Source organism: Ketobacter sp., from assembly GCF_003671495.1.
Taxonomy (GTDB): domain Bacteria; phylum Pseudomonadota; class Gammaproteobacteria; order Pseudomonadales; family Ketobacteraceae; genus Ketobacter.
Genome location: NZ_RCHN01000045.1, coordinates 157,712 through 175,420, shown reverse-complemented (window position 1 = coordinate 175,420; position 17,709 = coordinate 157,712). Strand labels below are relative to the sequence as shown.

Here is a 17,709-nt window from a genome sequence, read left to right as displayed (position 1 = left end):
GAACTCAAATGAGTCAACAAGCCCAGAAAACCATTGCCCTGACCGCGCCCGGTGGCGCCAGCATCAACATTGGCAACGACCTGCCATTCGTGCTGTTCGGCGGCATGAATGTGCTGGAATCCCGGGATCTGGCGCTGCAGATCGCCGAAAGCTACGTGAAGGTCACCGAGAAGCTAGGCATTCCCTATGTATTCAAGGCGTCGTTCGATAAAGCCAATCGCTCCTCGGTGAATTCTTTCCGGGGGCCGGGGCTGGACGAAGGCCTGAAAATCTTCGAGGAAATCAAAAACACCTTTAATGTCCCCATCATCACCGATGTGCACGAGCCGCATCAGGCCCAGCCGGTGGCGGAAGTCTGTGACATTATCCAGTTGCCCGCATTCCTTTCGCGGCAGACGGATCTGGTGGTGGCCATGGCGCAAACCGGCGCCATCATCAACGTCAAGAAAGCCCAGTTCCTGGCACCCCGGGAAATGAAACACATCATCAAGAAGTGTGAAGAGGCCGGCAACGACCAGGTCATTCTGTGTGAGCGTGGCTCCAGTTTTGGTTACAACAACCTGGTGGTGGACATGCTGGGCTTTGGCATCATGAAAGAATTCGGCAATCCTGTGTTCTTTGATGTTACTCATTCCCTGCAGATGCCCGGCGGTTTGGCAGAAGCGGCTGGCGGGCGTCGGGCCCAGGTGACAGAGCTGGCCCTGGCCGGAATGAGCCAGCGTCTGGCAGGTCTGTTCCTGGAGGCTCACCCGGAACCGGAACAGGCCAGGTGTGACGGCCCCTGTGCTTTGCGACTGGCAATGCTGGAACCCTTCCTGGCCCAAGTGAAAGCGTTGGACGAATTGGTGAAAGGTTTCGACAAACTGGACACCCACTGATTTTTCAAATTAAACATTATCAATAGGAGACATCCTGACCATGCCTAAGATCGCTCAAATCCGCGCCCGGGAAGTGCTGGATTCACGAGGAAACCCCACCGTTGAAGCGGACGTTGTCCTGGAATCCGGCGCGGCCGGTACCGCTTGTGCGCCGTCCGGAGCCTCCACTGGTTCCCGCGAGGCACTGGAGCTGCGCGATGGTGACAAGTCCCGCTATCTGGGCAAGGGTGTTCTGAAAGCCGTTGCTGCTGTGAACAACGACATCCAGGCCCTGCTGAAAGGCAAAAATGCCCTGGACCAGCGCGCCATTGACCAGCTGATGATCGATGCCGACGGCACTGAAAACAAATCCAAGTTCGGTGCCAATGCCATCCTGGCGGTGTCCCTGGCTGTGGCCAAAGCGGCGGCGGTGCACAAGCAGGTGCCCCTGTTCCAGCACATCAGCGAAATCGTGGACGGCAAGGCTGGGCCCTACAGCATGCCGGTGCCCATGATGAACATCATCAATGGCGGCGCCCACGCGGATAACAACGTGGACATCCAGGAATTCATGATTCAGCCGGTGGGGGCGCCCAGTTTTGCAGAAGCGCTGCGTTGTGGTGCGGAAATCTTCCACGCCCTGAAATCGGTACTGAGCGCCAAAGGCCTGAACACCGCAGTGGGTGACGAAGGCGGTTTTGCTCCCAACCTGTCCTCAAATGAAGAAGCCCTGAAAGTCATCTCCGAAGCGGTGGAAAAAGCCGGTTACAAACTGGGTGAAAACGTGACCCTGGCGTTGGATTGTGCCTCCTCAGAATTCTATAAGGATGGCAAATACGTGCTGGCCGGTGACAACAAATCCCTGACCTCAGAAGAGTTCGCCGATTACCTGGCTGACCTGTGCAGCCGTTACCCCATCATCTCCATCGAAGACGGCATGGATGAAGGGGACTGGGCCGGCTGGAAGGTGCTGACGGAAAAGCTGGGCGAGAAAGTTCAGTTGGTAGGGGACGACCTGTTCGTGACCAATACCAAGATCCTCAAGGAAGGCATCGACAAGGACATCGCCAACAGCATTCTGATCAAGTTCAACCAGATCGGCAGTCTGTCGGAAACCCTGGACGCGATCCAGATGGCCAAGGACGCCGGCTACACGGCGGTGATTTCCCACCGTTCCGGCGAAACCGAAGATGCCACCATTGCCGATCTGGCGGTGGCCACTGCGGCCGGCCAGATCAAAACCGGCTCCCTGTGCCGCTCAGACCGTGTTGCCAAGTACAACCAGTTACTGCGTATTGAAGAAGTGATCGGTGATCAGGCTCCCTATAAGGGCAAGTCTGAATTCCGCGCCTTCAAGTAAGCCGGGTCCCGCGCCGAAGCTGACCTTTGGCTTCGGCGCCGCCTCCAGGCGCCTGGCTTTGCGGCTTGACCAATCCCCCGTAAAGCTCCATTCTTATCCCCATGTTTCGCCAGCCCTGACCTTTGACCATGACCGAAAACAGCCAATCGACTTGGTTCACCCTGCCCAGGGTATTGTTCTGGGTGTTGGTGATCTGTTTCTTTGTGCTGCAGCTCAGGTTATGGATTGGTGAGGACAGTTTGGCTGATATCTGGCGCCTGAAAGGGGAAATCGAGCGTCAGGAGCAGGAAAACTACCTCGCGGCGGAGCGCAATAAACGGTTACGGGCCGAAGTGAAAAACCTGAAAGAAGGTTTGGATGCGGTCGAGGAACGGGCCCGTACCCAATTGGGGATGGTGAAGGAAGATGAAACCTTCTTTCTGATAATTGACGACGATCAGCAGTAACTTTCTAAATGACGACATCTAATCGTATCTGGTGCGTGGTGCCGGCCGCTGGTGTGGGGAAGCGATTCGGCTCGGCGTTGCCCAAGCAATACCTCCAGCTCAACGGTAAAACCGTGGTCGAGAATACTCTGGACCGACTGCTTACCCTGGCAGAGATCGTTCAGGTGGTGGTGGTCATCAGTGCGGAAGACCGTCACTTCAAGGGTTTGCCTGCCGCGAAGAACCCCCGTATAAAAACCGTCGTCGGTGGCGACGAGCGCTGCCATTCCGTGCAGAACGGGTTGCGCTACCTGTCCGGGATCGGGGATGAGCGGGACTGGGTGCTGGTGCACGATGTGGCACGACCCTGTGTGCGGGCGGATGATGTCCGCAAGCTGGTGCAACAGGTGGATCAGTTCGACGCAGTCGGGGGGATTCTGGCCAACCCGGTGCGGGATACCATGAAGCGGGCCAACCGCATCAACCAGATTGAAGCCACCGTGGACCGCAACCAGCTTTGGCATGCGCTCACGCCGCAACTGTTTCGCCTGGGTACCCTGCGCAGTGCCATCGATTCTGCGCTGACCGATGGGGTACTGGTGACAGACGAATCCGCTGCCATGGAACGCCTCGGTCATCAACCCCTGCTGGTGGAAGGGCACTATGACAACATCAAAATCACCCATCCCCAGGACCTGACACTGACCGAGCTTTACATCCAGCAGCAACTCATCCAGCAGTCATAATAGGTAGCACTATGATTCGAATTGGCCATGGCTTTGATGTCCATCGTTTTGGCACCGGTGATCACCTGATGCTGGGTGGGGTGCGCATACCGTATTCTCATGGGTTTGTGGCGCATTCCGATGGCGACGTCGCCCTCCACGCACTGGCGGATGCCCTGTTGGGAGCCGCTGCCCTGGGGGACATCGGCAAGCATTTTCCGGACACCGACGCTCAGTACAAAGGGGCAGACAGCCGGGAGCTGCTGCGGCACGTGGTGGCGCAGGTAAGACGGGCCGGTTATCAGGTTGGAAACGTGGATGTCACCATCGTGGCCCAGGCACCTAAAATGGCACCCCACATCGACTCCATGCGGGCGAACATTGCCCAGGATCTACAGGTGGGAGTGGAGGCCGTGAACGTCAAGGCCACCACCACGGAGCAGCTGGGGTATACCGGTCGCAAGGAGGGCATTGCGGTGCATGCCGTTGCCCTGATTGGTCCCGCATGAGCGTCCTTCACGCCGGGCTGCCCGCACAGGGCCTGGACAGCGCACCTTACGCTTATGGCGCGCCGGATATGCAGGGTGATTTCAAGACCCTGCCCGAGGACTTTGTGGTGGAGGAGGTTCTGGGCTTTGAGCCCAGCGGAGCGGGCGAGCATCTGTTTCTGCAACTGCAGACCGATGATCAGAATACGCGTTACACCGTCAAATGCCTCGCCCGTCTATTCAGTGTGCGGCCCCGCCAGGTCAGTTATTCCGGTCTCAAGGATCGTCGGGGGCTCACCAGCCAGTGGTTCTCCATCCACCTGCCGGGAGTGAACCCGGAGCCGGATGCTGAGCGGCTGTCTGCGGAGGGGATGACTCTGTTGCAGCATGCCCGTCATCATCGCAAGCTGCGCATTGGCACCCACAAAGCCAACGGGTTTCATATTCGGCTGCGCAATCTGACTCCCGGCAACCTGGAGCAGCGGGTCCAGCTGGTGCGGGAGCAGGGGGTGCCCAACTATTTTGGTGCCCAGCGCTTTGGTCATGGGGGCGGCAACGTCACTGAGGCTCTTCACTGGGCCCAGGCTGGGGAGCTCCCCCAGGAGCGGGCACTGCGCAGCCGCGTGCTCTCTACGCTCCGCAGTTGGTATTTCAACGGCAGCCTTGGGCAACGGGTAGCGCAGGGTGATTGGTGCCGCTGGACGGCGGGCGACCCGATCATGCTGGATGGCAGTCAGAGCTATTTTGTGGAAGAGGCCTGGAGCGAGACCTTGCAGCAGCGTTTTGACCGCGGTGACATCCACCTCGGCGGTTGGCTGCCCGGAGCAGACAGCCCCGCTGTTTCGTCAAGCCATGCTCAGCTCCTGAAACAGGCGAACATCAAGCCCGAGCCGCGGCCATTGCGCCTGTTGCCCCGTAATCTGCAGCTGGAGTCTCATGGTGACGACCTGATGCTGCGTTTCGAGCTCCCCAAAGGCGCCTATGCCACCAGTGTGCTGCGTGAACTGGTCCAACTCAACGATCGCAGCGGCGCCCAGGATAAATAAAACGCCAATTCAGCTCGCCGTTTCCGGTACCTTCTTTTACAATGAATTACTTGTATAACAAGAATTTAGTTTCATGACGGGATGAGGACCAGCGAGTGAACGATTCTTTTCTGGCAGCAAATGGGGTGAACGGCATCGGGATGACCTCCCAGCGGACCCGGGACCGGCTCATTGCACGCCTGCAGGATCAGGGCATCCGCAACCATGAGGTTCTGGAGGCCATACGCAGTACGCCCCGGCATCTGTTTGTGGATGAAGCGCTGGCCCATCGCGCCTATGAAGATACCGCGCTGCCCATTGGCCACAGCCAGACCATCTCCCAACCCTACATCGTGGCCCATATGACTGAGCTGTTGTTGGAGGCGGGTTCCCTGGGGCGGGTGCTTGAGATTGGCACAGGCTCCGGTTATCAAACCGCTATCCTGTCGCGGTTTGCCAAAGAGGTGTATTCACTGGAGCGTATCAAAGCGTTGCAGGAAAAGGCCCGCAAGCGAATTCGAGCCCTGAAGATCCACAACGTGGTTTTTCGCTATGCCGATGGCAGTATCGGATTGAAGGACAAGGCGCCGTTTGATGGCATCCTGGCGGCGGCAGCACCCTCGGATGTTCCCCAGGAACTGCTTGATCAACTGGCTATCGGTGGGCGCCTGGTTATCCCCATCGGCGAACAGGAGCAAAAGCTCTATCGTATCACCCGCACAGAGGAAGGGTTTCAGCGGGAGTTTATTGAGGATGTGCGATTTGTTCCTTTTCGTTCCGGTTTGCGCTGATTTTCATTAGTATCATCCCTCCTCAACGCTCTCAGATGATGTGGTTGTGCGCATGACAAGTTCTTCGGTAAAAGACTACGCCTGGATTTACGTAAAAGGCATGGCCATGGGCGCGGCGGATATTGTTCCGGGGGTGTCCGGTGGCACAGTGGCCTTCATTACCGGTATCTATGAAAAGCTCATCGACAGCATCGGCGCCATTGGCCCGGGCACGCTGACAACCTTGGTGAAGCAAGGTCCTTTGGCCGCTTGGCGATCATTCAACGGCAATTTCCTGTTGACCCTGATGCTGGGGATTCTCACCAGTGTTTTCACCCTGTCCAAATTGCTCTCACATCTGCTGCAAACCCAGCCAGAGTTACTGTGGTCCTTCTTTTTCGGGTTGATTCTGATTTCTGCCGTTCACATCGGGCGCCAGATTCCCTGTTGGACGCCCGCCACCGTTGTCGCATTGGTGGCGGGAGCCGCTATTGCCTTCGTGATTACCCTGGTGTCGCCACAGCAGTTGCCCCTCAATGCCGTCACCCTGTTTGTGGCCGGCAGTATTGCCATCTGTGCCATGGTGCTGCCGGGCATCTCCGGTTCTTTTATACTCCTGCTGATGGGGATGTATGCCCACGTCATCGGTGCCGTCAAATCCCTGGAGCTGGTCAACCTGGGGATCTTTGCAACCGGATGTCTGGTGGGGTTGCTGCTGTTTACCCGTCTGCTGTCCTGGCTGCTGCATCATCTGCACAACGTCACCATGGCCGTCTTGACCGGATTCATGCTGGGTTCACTGAACAAGGTCTGGCCCTGGAAACAGACGCTGAGCACCAGAATCAATAGCCATGGCGAGACGGTACCGGTAGAGCAGGCCAATCTGCTGCCTCATCAATACCTGGAGCTCACCGGGCAGGATCCGAAGCTGGTTTTCAGCCTGGTGTTGATGGCGGTTGCCGTGGTCTTGGTGCTGGCCCTGGAGCGTTTGGGCCGCGCTGAACCCAGCCCCTGGGCTGAACGCTCGTAGTCCAGATTTGTATGTTTGTTGATCAATTGGTGTGCAGTTGTTCAAAAAACAGTTAGATTTTGTCGTAATAAGCCTAAGAGGTTTATGAAATTTGATTCTAAAGTAATTTAGGTGATTTTGTGATCTGAACTGGGGAGGGTGCGCTCAGCAACGTGGTGTTCAGTGGGAATATGGCCGTTAAATTTTGTATACCTGTGATCAGCCTCACACTCTTGCTCTGTGCCTGCGGCCCCTCCCGCTATGAACCCCTGCGCAACGTCTATCGCTCTCCAGCCCCCGTATTACAAGGCTCCCACACAGTTCAACCAGGAGAAACGCTGTACTCAATCGCCTGGCGATATAACCGTGATCACGAGGAGCTGGCTCAGAAAAACGGCATTTCCGCCCCCTATCGAATATATCCTGGCCAGGTTCTCAGCCTGGATGCGGGCGCATCGTACAAACCTAAACCCGCACCCGCCACCGCGAAGCGATCAACTTCCGAACAAACAACTCGTTATAAGAAACCCGAAACCAATACCAAACCGGTCCAAGAAAAAGTTGCAAATCAAAGACATAAAAAGGTAGATATGGTCTGGAGCTGGCCAACAAGCGGACCCGTGATCGAAACCTTCTCCTTGCAGGGAAGGGTCAATAAGGGTATCGACCTGGCCGGCAAGCAAGGGGAACCTGTATTTGCAGCGGCGGATGGCAAGGTTGTCTACAGCGGGACAGGGTTGGTCGGCTATGGCAATCTCATCATCATCAAGCACAACGATTCGTACTTGAGTGCCTATGCCCACAATAGCCGATTGCTTTTGAAAGAAGGTGAAAGTGCTAAAGCCGGGCAAAAGATTGCCGAAATAGGTTCTACCGGGACCAACCGGGACAAATTGCACTTTGAAATTCGTCGTGATGGTAAACCGGTCAACCCGATATCGTATTTGCCCAGACGCTGAGTGGGAGAGGGTGGGTAAACATTTGCTGCCGTTTGCAGGCAGTCTTTTTATAAACGGGGCCGCATCATCCAAGTGGGCGGTGATAAAAACTAAATAGCGCGGGAAGAAGAGCAATGATTCAAGCAGAACGGGACGAGAACCTAGACCTGGAATACGTGGAAGAGGATACCGATCTGGAGGACGCTTTCGAAGAGCGTGCTGCTGAACTGCGCGATAAGCGCAGCGGGTCCGACGATGCCGACGACGACTCTTTTGTAGCCCAGCCCGGGATGCAGAAGACCCTGGATGCAACTCAGCTTTACCTCAACGAAATCGGCTTTTCTCCACTGCTGACGCCGGAGGAAGAGGTTTACTACGCCCGTCGAGCGTTGCGCGGACACGAGGATGCCCGCAAGCGCATGATTGAAAGTAACCTGCGCCTGGTGGTGAAAATCGCGCGCCGCTACGTTAATCGTGGGCTGTCCCTGCTGGACCTGATCGAAGAGGGCAACCTGGGCCTGATCCGCGCAGTGGAAAAGTTCGACCCGGAGCGTGGCTTCCGTTTCTCCACCTACGCCACCTGGTGGATCAGGCAAACCATCGAACGTGCCATCATGAACCAGACCCGCACCATTCGTCTGCCTATCCATGTGGTCAAAGAGTTGAACATCTATCTGCGCGCGGCCCGGGAACTGACCCAGAAACTGGATCACGAGCCCAGTGCGGAGGAAATTGCCGAGCTGCTGGATAAGCCCCTGGACGACGTCAAGCGCATGCTGGGACTGAATGAGCGGGTTTCCTCTGTGGATACCCCAATGGCCCATGATTCGGACAAGTCCCTTCTGGATACCATCGCGGATACCAACGTTTCAGATCCCGCCGAACTTCTGCAGGATGCAGATCTGCGCTACAGCATCGATTACTGGTTGGATCAACTGCCCACCAAGCAGCGTGAGGTCATCGCCCGTCGCTTTGGCCTGCGGGGCTATGAGATGAGCACTCTGGAAGAGGTTGGCCTGGAAATCGGTTTGACCCGTGAGCGTGTGCGCCAGATTCAGGTGGAGGCACTCAAGCGGCTGCGTGATCTGCTGGAGAAGCAAGGCCTTACGGGCGAAGCAATCTTCGGTGGCTGAGTGGGTTCACCACTGGAAATGCATGACGCGCCTCAGGGCGCGTTTTTTATGGGTGAGAGAAAGACGATCTTTTTTGTGAGATATGTCTTACATTAATGTAGGTGCTTGTACAAAACATGTGCAGATTTTGCGCTGGGGTGATTGTATATTACTGATAAATAACAACAAAATTAGATGTGTGATTTGTCGGTTCAGAATATAGAGTCGCTGGGTAATTGTTCAGATCCAGGACTTGAGTAGACTAGCTCTCGTCGACAGGAGTTCGACCTGCTCAGGAAGAGCAGATGGCAGGAGCCCCAAGGGATTGGACTATGGCACCAGGGACGGAGCCGAGCAGGCTAGGGATTGCTGGGCAAGGACGCCGAAAAGGGACATGCCGCACGGAATGCTGCACACGTTCATGGAAGCGCAGGGATTTTGGCAAAGGAATGTCGGTCAGGGAAAGTACAAGGATTAAAGCCAGCAGGGACGTTCGGCGGGTTGGATCAGGGAAGATTCGAAGCGAGGTGGGCGGTTAAACCGCCCTTCTTTGTTTTTGTCCAAAGAATTTGTTCCGAATTCATCAATAACCCAATCATAGGACATATTCTCCCAGCTGTGTAGGAGATTTCTTACATTGTTGTGCGAGAGTCGTAGTTATTTGCCAGAGGAAGCGGCTTTCAGGTAGGCGGCCTTTTTCTAACTCTCTGATCCATATAAGAAAATTGCGCGCTGTAGGACAATCAAGTCCCACCTGTTTCATTTTGTAGCTCTAGCGTATCCGTTTGTTTGGCTTATTATTACTACATCAGCAGGACGCTGATTTCAGGGACATGATCAGGATGATCATCAAGGACGTTTAGGCAGGATGCCTGGGTATGGATATCCAAGCGAGGTGGGGCGGTGTAAAAACCGCCCTTCTTTTTTGTCTTATTTTTCCAGATATTGGATTTTGCCTTCCACTCCATCCCATTCTTCCGCATCGGGCAAAGAGTCCTTCTTCTCCGTGATATTCGGCCAGGTTTCGGCCAATTCAGCGTTCAGCTCGATGAACTCCTGCTGGTCTGCGGGAACCTCATCTTCGGAATAAATGGCGTTTGCAGGGCATTCCGGCTCGCATAGTGCGCAGTCAATGCACTCATCCGGGTGGATTACCAGGAAGTTGGGACCTTCGTAGAAGCAGTCCACCGGACATACTTCAACGCAGTCCGTGTATTTGCATTTGATGCAGTTATCGGTAACAACGAATGTCATGAATTAATGCCCTCTACTATTTTTACGCGGGGGAGTCTACTGCCTATACCGACTCCAGGCAACAGTAATCGTGCCGGGTGGAGTTGTTGGCAAGTCATTGGTATACAAATGGTTGGAAGTTATGACTTTTCGGTCATTTCCTTCAGTTTGTACACCAGATCCAATGCCTGTCGGGCATTGAGGCAATCCGGATCCAGCTTGCCCAACATATCCACCACCGGGTGGGGAGTGGGAGGTTCGGCGAACAGGTCTGATTGCAGTGGCTGGTTGAGGTGACTCAGCGCCTGGCTGCCCAGTTCCTGTCGTTCCAGTTGCGCCAGCTTTTTCCGGGCGTTGCTTATGACGTTGGCGGGCACGCCCGCCAGCTTGGCCACCTGTAAACCATAGCTTTGGTTGGCGGGACCTTCCATCACCTTGTGCAGGAACAGTATGGTGTCACCCTGTTCTTTGGCCGCCAGGTGCACGTTAACGACATTGGGCGCCTGGTCAGGCAGTTGGGTGAGCTCAAAATAGTGGGTGGCGAACAGGGTCAGAGCCTGGATCTTCACCGCCAGGTGGTTGGCACAGGCCCAAGCCAGGGACAGACCATCAAAGGTGCTGGTGCCACGGCCGATCTCATCCATCAGTACCAGGCTTTGGCGAGTGGCGTTGTGCAGAATATTTGCTGTTTCGGTCATCTCCACCATAAAGGTAGAACGACCGCTGGCCAGGTCATCGGAGGAGCCGATGCGGGTGAAGATGCGGTCGATAGGGCCGATCTTGGCGCTCTCAGCCGGCACAAAACTGCCCACATGGGCGAGGATGGCAATCAGTGCAATCTGGCGCATGAAGGTGGATTTACCGCCCATGTTGGGGCCGGTGATCACCAGCATCCGCCGGTAGCTGTCCAGGCGAAGGTCGTTGGGAATGAATGCGTCACTGAGTACCTGCTCCACCACTGGGTGGCGCCCGGATTCGATCTGCAGGCCGGCTTCTTCCACCAGCAAGGGACGAGAGAGGGCCAACGTGTCCGCCCGCTCCGCCAGACAGGCCAGTACGTCCAGTTCCGCCACCGCCATAAAGCTCTGCTGCAACTCGAACAGTTGCTCACTCAACCGTTCCAGCAGGGCGTCAAACAACGATTTCTCTCTGGCCAGAGCCCGGCTTTTGGCACTCAGGGCTTTATCCTCGAAAGCCTTCAACTCCGGGGTGATGTAGCGCTCAGCGTTTTTCAGGGTTTGGCGGCGGATGTACTCTTCCGGTGCTTGCTTCGCCTGGGCTTTGCTGATTTCGATATAGTAGCCGTGGACCCGGTTGTAACCGACTTTCAGGGTGGCCAGCCCGGTGCGCTCCCGTTCCCTTTCCTCAAGATCCACCAGGTATTGCCCGGCGTTTTCGCTGATACCCCGCAGCTCATCCAGTTCCCCATCGTAACCCTCGGCGATCACCCCGCCGTCCCGGATCAGGACAGGGGGCGTTTCGATGATGGCCCGGTTCAGCAACTCAGCCAGCTCCGGGTAGGTGCCGATCTCTTCTGCCAGAGGGCTGATGACATCGGATTCAATGGAATGGATGGCGTCCTGCAGGGCGGGTAACGCATTGAAGGCATCGCGCAGTCGGGACAAATCCCGGGGGCGGGCTGATCGCAGGGCGACCCGGGCCAGAATCCGTTCAATATCGCCGATCTGTTTGAGCACCGATTGCACGGGCTCGTATTGGTAGTTGTCCAAAAGGGCAGCGATGATGTCCTGCCGCTGGATCAGTTTGCGGCGGTCGCGGATGGGGCGGTGCAGCCAGCGCCGCAGCATTCTGCCGCCCATGGCGGTTTTGGTTTTGTCCAGTACCCAGGCCAGAGTGTACTTGTCATCACCGTGAATGTTTTCCGTCAGTTCCAGGTTACGGCGGGTGGCGCTGTCCAGCACCACACAGTCGCTCAGGGTTTCCACCGCCAGGCCACGAATATGGGGCAGGGCGGCCCGTTGGGTCTCTTTGGCATACTGCAGCAGGCAGCCGGCCGCAGCAATGGCGACGGTCATCTTGTCGCAGCCAAAGCCGCCAAGGTCTTGGGTTTGGAATTGTTGTACCAGCGCCCGTTGGGCGGATTCCTGATCGAAATCCCACGCCGGCCGGGTGCGCACGCCACTGCGATCAGCCACCAGGGTGTGCAAATGGGATTCTTCCGTCACCAGCAGCTCCGCCGGGTCAAGCCGCGACAACTCTGCCAGCAACGCGGGCTCCCCTTCCACCTCTGAGACGTGAAAACGCCCACTGGAGATATCCAGGTGAGCAATGCCGTAAGTATCCATATGCTGGGTGATGGCGCAGAGAAGGTTATCGTAACGTTCGTCCAGCAGGGCCTCGTCACTGACGGTGCCGGGAGTAACCACGCGAACCACCTTGCGTTCCACCGGCCCTTTGCTGGCGGCGGGGTCGCCGATCTGCTCTGCCACCGCAACGGACACCCCCATTTTCACCAGGCGGGCAAGATAGCCCTCTGCGGCGTGGTAGGGTACCCCGGCCATGGGGATGGGTTTGCCGGCAGATTGACCCCGTTGTGTCAGGGTAATATCCAAAAGGTCGGCGGCCTTCTGGGCATCCTCATAAAAAAGCTCATAAAAATCCCCCATGCGATAGAACACCAGTTCCTGAGGGTGGTCTGCTTTGATTCGCAGGTACTGCTCCATCATGGGAGTATGTTTTGCTTGTTGTGCTTGAGCTGCCGACATGCTGATTTCTGATCGTTCCCGATTTTGGTGACAAAGACAGGCATTGTACCCTGTCTGCCTGGCTTTAAAAGATTTCGCGCGGCAAAATCCGGCGGCGGAAGTCAGTTCGGTTAACTACCTGAAATAGGTCTTAATCAACGTGGTCGCGAGCCGGCTAAACCAGTAGAATTCATGCAATTTTGTTAACCAAGAACCGTCTATGTTGTTGTACTCAGACCAAATCATGCTGATAGAGGCGCTGGCCACCCAGCTGGGCGCGCTGTTGGCGGATAAGAACAAGAAAATCGTCACTGCCGAATCCTGCACAGGAGGCTGGGTTGCCCAGGCGATCACCCAGGTGCCGGGCAGCTCCCTCTGGTTCGACCGCAGCTTTGTCACCTACAGCAACGATGCCAAACGGCAGATGCTGGGGGTGAAGCTGCGGACTTTGAACCGGAGTGGGGCTGTGAGCCGTGAGGTGGTGGAAGAAATGGCCAGCGGTGCCCTGAAAAAATCCGCTGCAGACTTCAGCGTCGCCATCAGCGGTATCGCTGGCCCGGATGGCGGCACCGAGGAAAAGCCGGTGGGCACCGTGTGGTTTGCCTGGGACATTGCCGGTGAGGTGGACTCATCAATGGCATTATTGCCGGGTTCCCGGCGAGACGTGCGGGCCGCCGCGGTTACCCTGGCGCTGCAGGGGTTGCTGGTGAGGATTCGAAAATGGTTGGCCGATCACCCTGGAGCGGTGAGTGGTACTGGGTTTGCAGAAAAAGAATTAACTCAATTACTTGATGATTCAGAATAATACTGTTTAAATATACAGTAATTGATTGGGTAGTCGAATAACTGTGAGGAATGATTAATGGACGACAACAAGAAAAAGGCACTTGGAGCCGCTCTCTCTCAAATCGAGCGTCAGTTTGGTAAAGGCGCGGTCATGCGCATGGGTGACCAGGAGTTACAGGCCATCCCTTCTATTTCCACCGGTTCTCTGGGTTTGGACATTGCGCTGGGGATCGGTGGCTTGCCCAAAGGCCGAATTGTTGAAATCTACGGCCCTGAGTCCTCCGGTAAGACCACTCTGACCCTGAGCACCGTGGCGCAGGCACAAAAACAGGGCCTTACCTGTGCCTTTGTTGACGCGGAACACGCGCTTGATCCGATCTATGCCCAGAAGCTGGGGGTGAATGTGGATGATCTGCTGGTGTCGCAGCCGGATACCGGCGAACAGGCGCTGGAAATCACCGACATGCTGGTGCGCTCCAATGCGGTGGACGTGATCATTGTGGACTCTGTTGCTGCTTTGGTGCCCAAGGCGGAAATCGAGGGTGAGATGGGGGATAGCCATGTGGGGTTACAGGCCCGTCTGATGTCACAGGCACTGCGTAAAATCACCGGCAGCGTGAAGCAGGCCAATTGCCTTGTGGTGTTCATTAACCAGATTCGTATGAAGATCGGTGTCATGTTTGGCAACCCCGAAACGACCACCGGCGGTAACGCGCTCAAGTTTTATTCCTCCGTGCGCCTGGATATTCGTCGTACCGGCGCGGTCAAACAGGGTGAGGAAGTGGTGGGTAACGAAACCCGTGTAAAAGTCGTCAAGAACAAGGTTGCACCTCCGTTCAAACAGGCTGAATTCCAGATCCTGTATGGCTCCGGGATTTATCATATGGGCGAGGTTCTGGACCTGGGGGTTGCCTGTGGATTGGTAGACAAATCCGGGGCTTGGTATTCCTACCAGGGCGATAAGATTGGGCAGGGTAAAGCCAACGCTGCCAAGTTCCTTGAGGACAATCCGGAAATTGCCGGCGCAATTGAGCAGGAGATTCGCAGTCAGATGCTCAGTATCAAGGTGCCCAGCCGCGGCGAAGAGGTCCTGGAAGAAGCCTGATAGGGCAATTCAGTACCCCGTTGCTGATCTTGAGAGAAAGTGGACGAAAGCCGACAACAGTGCGTTGTCGGCTTTTTTCGTTTCTGGATCAGATAATTGGGAAACGTCGGCGAATGAGGCAAAGCCTGCTTTGACGTGGGTCAAAACTCGATTTTTGTGTTGCAGCATAATGCATTACTGATCGAAGCAGACTAATTTCTTGGTGGCAGGGTTTGGCTATGCATTTGGTGAAAGAAAACTCGGAAATGGATTCGTTGTGGGACAGCGAGTTCATCAGGCGGCATGATGTCGCCGGCCCCAGATATACCTCCTATCCAACAGCGCTGCAATTCCATGAAGAGTTCACGCATCAGGATTATCTGGACGCCGCTGCCCGCAGCAATGCCTCCCGCATGCCGCTTTCTCTGTATATCCATCTGCCGTTTTGTGCATCCCTCTGTTATTACTGTGCCTGCAATAAAGTCATCACCCAGAGTGATGAGAAGAAGCGCTTCTATCTGGATGCCTTAATCAAGGAGATCCGCATGAAGTCCGCGGATTTTGATTCGGGGCGGCCGGTGTATCAGATGCATTGGGGCGGTGGCACACCGACCTATTTCAGTGAGGCGGAGCTGACCGAACTCTGGTTTGAAGTGGGCCGTCACTTCCACCTGGTGGACGCGGAGCGGGGTGAATACTCAATCGAAATCGACCCCAGAACCATGACCCCGGACAAGCTGGGATTGTTGAAGGGCTTGGGATTCAATCGGATCAGCCTGGGTATTCAGGACTTCGACCAACGCGTGCAGGAAGCCATTAATCGGGTGCAGTCCTATCGGCAAATAGAGGAGCTGATGGATGCTTCCCGCAATTATCATTTCCGCTCAGTGAACTTCGATCTGATTTATGGATTGCCGTATCAGTCGGTTGCCTCGGTGAGAACCACGATTGAACAGGTGATTGAGTTGTCCCCGGACCGTATCTCATTGTTCAATTATGCGCACTTGCCCCAACGGTTTAAATCCCAGGGACTGTTACCCGAAGAGGCGCTGCCGCCCGCTGAGGAAAAGCTGCAGATTCTTTGTGCTGCCTCCAATCAATTGCTCGAGGCGGGCTATGTGTATATCGGAATGGACCACTTTGCCAAACCCACGGATGAGTTGGCCCTGGCTCAGGCCGCAGGCCGTCTGCACCGCAATTTCCAGGGGTATACCACCTTCAAGGATGCAGATCTGGTGGGGTTGGGGGTGTCTTCCATCAGTCTGATCAACAATGTTTACTGCCAGAATACCAAGTCCATCACAGAGTATCAGGGCTTGATGGAAGCAGGTTCGTCACCCATCACTGCCGGGGTGGTGTTGTCCACCGATGACGAAATTCGCCGTGGGGTCATCATGTCCTTGTTGTGCCAGAACTGGTTGGTGCCGTCCCAGATTGAAGAGCAGTTCGGCATTGTGTTCAACGAATATTTTCGCAACGAAATCATGGAGTTGAATGGCTTTGTGCAAGAGGGCCTGCTAACCCATCAAGGCGGAGTGTATCACGTCACCCCGAAGGGGCGGCTGGTGGTCAGAAAGATCTGCATGCTGTTCGATATCTATCTGCCACAACATATGAAGGATGGAGCCCGGTTTTCCAGAGTTCTCTAGTTCGGTCATTACGTGTTAATATCGCCGCATATTAGATAAATGAGATCTAATGATGGTCTCGGCAACTATGGCACGGAATCACCTATGTCTTCAGAGCACGATTGCAAGAACCGCGTTCCAACCCGCAATATCAACGTATCCTGCACGGATTGTAGCCTGAATCCCATTTGCCTTCCGGTGGCTGTCAATGAATCCCAGCTGGAAGAGTTGGACCAGATCATCAAGCGCAGCAAACCGCTGAAAAAGGGTGAGCACCTGTTTCGTGCCAGCGATCCGTTTGCTTCCATCTACGCAGTGCGCAGCGGCACCATCAAAACCTATTCCGTCACTGAGGATGGAGAAGAGCAGGTCACCGGATTCTATTTGCCGGGAGAAGTTCTGGGGGTGGATGGCATCAGCACCAATATTCACTCCAATTCCGCCAAAGCCTTGGAAACAGCTGCAGTCTGCGAGATTCCATTTGAGAAGCTGGAGTTTCTTTCCGCCAAGATCCCGACTCTGCAACGTCATTTCTTTCAATTGATGAGCAAAGAGATCCAGGCGGACCAGCAGTTGATTATGCTGCTCAGCAAGAAAAGTGCAGAGGAGCGGATAGCCTCGTTGTTGCTCAGCATCTCCACCCGGCACACCAAGCGCGGCTTGTCCGCGTCCGGTTTCCGCCTGCCCATGTCCAGAAACGACATCGGAAATTTCCTGGGCCTGGCAGTGGAAACCGTGTCCCGGGTGTTCACGCGCCTGCAAAAGCAGGGCGTGATTTATGTTGACGGTAAAGAAGTAGAGGTGCTGGACATGCAGGGGTTATGTCACATGGCAAACGGCATGGAGTCCAATGCCAAATCCGCCTGATGTCCTCATCGCATAACCTCAGTTAATGGGGATGGCTTTCGGCTTGGGGGCTTCCGGTGGGATGGTTTTCTTCACCACCAGCTTCAACACGCCATCTTCAAACTTGGCCTGGACAGCCGATTCGTCGGCATTTTCACCCAACGTAAAGCGGCGGACGAATTTGCCATAGCGTCGCTCCGATCGAATCTGCTTGTCGCCTTTCTCCTGATGCTCGCTCTTGCTGTGCGCCTCAATGGACAGCACACCATCATGCAGGGATACCTCAATGTCTTCTTTGCGAATGCCAGGCAACTCCGCACTGATGGTGTACTCCGTTTCGTTTTCGGAGATGTCTGTTGCGGGCATGTTGAAGGCCTCGTCGGCGAAGGCGGGAAAGCCCCCGCTACTGCGTCCGAAGAAGTTGTCAACCAGTTGCTGAAAACTGTCAAAGCCCCGTGGGGCATTGCTTATCTGTTTATTTGAACTCATGTTCGATTCCCTCCTCAGGTGATCGGTTACAAGGCTATTTATAGGGTCGCCTGCACTGTTTTCAATTGACGCAAGTCAACAACTTTTTGCGAGCTGAACGGGTTTGGTTTGATTGACTGGCGGGGGCGTCCTGGGAGCCACTGACAGACTTGCTGCGTTGTTGTTTTATGGTTTAAGCTACTTGGCTTAAATTGTTGTATAAATGGGCTGCGGCCCGACTAGACTATAA

Annotated in this window: 17 protein-coding genes; 14 read left to right on the top strand and 3 right to left on the bottom strand. The window is 55.4% G+C overall.

The window, feature by feature from the left end:
• Window positions 1-8 precede the first annotated feature (8 nt).
• The 10 genes from kdsA to rpoS all read left to right on the top strand — a co-directional run bounded on the left by kdsA (window position 9) and on the right by rpoS (window position 8,730).
• Window positions 9-878 (top strand): 3-deoxy-8-phosphooctulonate synthase, encoded by an 870-nt coding sequence (kdsA, locus tag D9N14_RS21160; RefSeq protein WP_290583554.1) that lies wholly within the window; start codon window positions 9-11, stop codon window positions 876-878.
• Between the two features lie 40 nt (window positions 879-918).
• Window positions 919-2,217, top strand: coding sequence for a phosphopyruvate hydratase (gene eno / locus D9N14_RS21155; RefSeq protein WP_290583552.1), 1,299 nt, complete (start codon window positions 919-921; stop codon window positions 2,215-2,217).
• A 128-nt stretch (window positions 2,218-2,345) separates the two neighbouring features.
• Window positions 2,346-2,663: an FtsB family cell division protein gene (locus D9N14_RS21150; protein ID WP_290583550.1), complete on the top strand. Its 318-nt coding sequence runs from the start codon at window positions 2,346-2,348 to the stop codon at window positions 2,661-2,663.
• An 8-nt stretch (window positions 2,664-2,671) separates the two neighbouring features.
• Window positions 2,672-3,388, top strand: a complete 717-nt coding sequence (gene ispD, locus D9N14_RS21145) for a 2-C-methyl-D-erythritol 4-phosphate cytidylyltransferase (protein WP_290583548.1) — start codon at window positions 2,672-2,674, stop codon at window positions 3,386-3,388.
• 14 nt (window positions 3,389-3,402) lie between these two features.
• Window positions 3,403-3,876: a 2-C-methyl-D-erythritol 2,4-cyclodiphosphate synthase gene (gene ispF / locus D9N14_RS21140; protein WP_317622659.1), complete on the top strand. Its 474-nt coding sequence runs from the start codon at window positions 3,403-3,405 to the stop codon at window positions 3,874-3,876.
• Window positions 3,873-4,901, top strand: a complete 1,029-nt coding sequence (truD, locus tag D9N14_RS21135) for a tRNA pseudouridine(13) synthase TruD (RefSeq protein ID WP_290583544.1) — start codon at window positions 3,873-3,875, stop codon at window positions 4,899-4,901. The genes ispF and truD overlap by 4 nt, the downstream gene beginning before the upstream one ends.
• A 140-nt stretch (window positions 4,902-5,041) precedes the next feature.
• Window positions 5,042-5,671 carry a protein-L-isoaspartate(D-aspartate) O-methyltransferase gene (locus D9N14_RS21130; RefSeq protein WP_290583644.1) on the top strand — a complete coding sequence of 210 codons (630 nt, stop codon included), beginning with the start codon at window positions 5,042-5,044 and terminating at the stop codon, window positions 5,669-5,671.
• A 52-nt stretch (window positions 5,672-5,723) separates the two neighbouring features.
• Window positions 5,724-6,680 carry a DUF368 domain-containing protein gene (locus tag D9N14_RS21125; RefSeq protein WP_290583542.1) on the top strand — a complete coding sequence of 319 codons (957 nt, stop codon included), beginning with the start codon at window positions 5,724-5,726 and terminating at the stop codon, window positions 6,678-6,680.
• 170 nt (window positions 6,681-6,850) lie between these two features.
• Entirely contained in the window at window positions 6,851-7,618 is a 768-nt protein-coding gene (locus D9N14_RS21120) for a peptidoglycan DD-metalloendopeptidase family protein (RefSeq protein WP_290583540.1), read from the top strand.
• 113 nt (window positions 7,619-7,731) lie between these two features.
• Window positions 7,732-8,730, top strand: a complete 999-nt coding sequence (rpoS, locus tag D9N14_RS21115) for an RNA polymerase sigma factor RpoS (protein ID WP_290583538.1) — start codon at window positions 7,732-7,734, stop codon at window positions 8,728-8,730.
• A gap of 909 nt (window positions 8,731-9,639) precedes the next feature.
• Here the strand turns inward: rpoS and fdxA are convergent.
• Together fdxA and mutS are read right to left on the bottom strand one after the other, a co-directional pair.
• Window positions 9,640-9,963: a ferredoxin FdxA gene (fdxA, locus tag D9N14_RS21110; RefSeq protein WP_290583536.1), complete on the bottom strand. Its 324-nt coding sequence runs from the start codon at window positions 9,961-9,963 to the stop codon at window positions 9,640-9,642.
• Between the two features lie 119 nt (window positions 9,964-10,082).
• A complete protein-coding gene (gene mutS / locus D9N14_RS21105; protein WP_290583524.1) occupies window positions 10,083-12,668 on the bottom strand; it encodes a DNA mismatch repair protein MutS in 2,586 nt (861 codons plus the stop codon).
• 199 nt (window positions 12,669-12,867) lie between these two features.
• Between mutS and D9N14_RS21100 the strand changes: the two genes are divergently transcribed.
• The 4 genes from D9N14_RS21100 to fnr all read left to right on the top strand — a co-directional run bounded on the left by D9N14_RS21100 (window position 12,868) and on the right by fnr (window position 17,012).
• Window positions 12,868-13,452 carry a CinA family protein gene (locus D9N14_RS21100; RefSeq protein WP_290583523.1) on the top strand — a complete coding sequence of 195 codons (585 nt, stop codon included), beginning with the start codon at window positions 12,868-12,870 and terminating at the stop codon, window positions 13,450-13,452.
• A gap of 57 nt (window positions 13,453-13,509) precedes the next feature.
• Window positions 13,510-14,538 (top strand): recombinase RecA, encoded by a 1,029-nt coding sequence (gene recA / locus D9N14_RS21095; RefSeq protein WP_290583522.1) that lies wholly within the window; start codon window positions 13,510-13,512, stop codon window positions 14,536-14,538.
• A 218-nt stretch (window positions 14,539-14,756) separates the two neighbouring features.
• Window positions 14,757-16,166: an oxygen-independent coproporphyrinogen III oxidase gene (hemN, locus tag D9N14_RS21090; protein WP_290583520.1), complete on the top strand. Its 1,410-nt coding sequence runs from the start codon at window positions 14,757-14,759 to the stop codon at window positions 16,164-16,166.
• 84 nt (window positions 16,167-16,250) lie between these two features.
• Window positions 16,251-17,012: a fumarate/nitrate reduction transcriptional regulator Fnr gene (gene fnr, locus D9N14_RS21085; RefSeq protein ID WP_290583518.1), complete on the top strand. Its 762-nt coding sequence runs from the start codon at window positions 16,251-16,253 to the stop codon at window positions 17,010-17,012.
• A gap of 18 nt (window positions 17,013-17,030) precedes the next feature.
• On the opposite strand, the gene D9N14_RS21080 is transcribed toward fnr, so the two are convergent.
• On the bottom strand, window positions 17,031-17,480 hold the full coding sequence (locus D9N14_RS21080) for an Hsp20/alpha crystallin family protein (RefSeq protein WP_290583516.1): 450 nt from the start codon (window positions 17,478-17,480) through the stop codon (window positions 17,031-17,033).
• Window positions 17,481-17,709: the final 229 nt, after the last annotated feature.

Coding starts and splice junctions, on each gene's coding strand:
- fdxA (WP_290583536.1), bottom strand. CDS start 9,963: ATGACATTCGTTGTTACCGATAACTGCATCAAATGCAAATACACGGAC.
- eno (WP_290583552.1), top strand. CDS start 919: ATGCCTAAGATCGCTCAAATCCGCGCCCGGGAAGTGCTGGATTCACGA.
- truD (WP_290583544.1), top strand. CDS start 3,873: ATGAGCGTCCTTCACGCCGGGCTGCCCGCACAGGGCCTGGACAGCGCA.
- kdsA (WP_290583554.1), top strand. CDS start 9: ATGAGTCAACAAGCCCAGAAAACCATTGCCCTGACCGCGCCCGGTGGC.
- ispD (WP_290583548.1), top strand. CDS start 2,672: ATGACGACATCTAATCGTATCTGGTGCGTGGTGCCGGCCGCTGGTGTG.
- D9N14_RS21130 (WP_290583644.1), top strand. CDS start 5,042: ATGACCTCCCAGCGGACCCGGGACCGGCTCATTGCACGCCTGCAGGAT.
- rpoS (WP_290583538.1), top strand. CDS start 7,732: ATGATTCAAGCAGAACGGGACGAGAACCTAGACCTGGAATACGTGGAA.
- mutS (WP_290583524.1), bottom strand. CDS start 12,668: ATGTCGGCAGCTCAAGCACAACAAGCAAAACATACTCCCATGATGGAG.
- D9N14_RS21080 (WP_290583516.1), bottom strand. CDS start 17,480: ATGAGTTCAAATAAACAGATAAGCAATGCCCCACGGGGCTTTGACAGT.
- D9N14_RS21120 (WP_290583540.1), top strand. CDS start 6,851: ATGGCCGTTAAATTTTGTATACCTGTGATCAGCCTCACACTCTTGCTC.
- D9N14_RS21100 (WP_290583523.1), top strand. CDS start 12,868: ATGTTGTTGTACTCAGACCAAATCATGCTGATAGAGGCGCTGGCCACC.
- D9N14_RS21125 (WP_290583542.1), top strand. CDS start 5,724: ATGACAAGTTCTTCGGTAAAAGACTACGCCTGGATTTACGTAAAAGGC.
- hemN (WP_290583520.1), top strand. CDS start 14,757: ATGCATTTGGTGAAAGAAAACTCGGAAATGGATTCGTTGTGGGACAGC.
- D9N14_RS21150 (WP_290583550.1), top strand. CDS start 2,346: ATGACCGAAAACAGCCAATCGACTTGGTTCACCCTGCCCAGGGTATTG.
- fnr (WP_290583518.1), top strand. CDS start 16,251: ATGTCTTCAGAGCACGATTGCAAGAACCGCGTTCCAACCCGCAATATC.
- recA (WP_290583522.1), top strand. CDS start 13,510: ATGGACGACAACAAGAAAAAGGCACTTGGAGCCGCTCTCTCTCAAATC.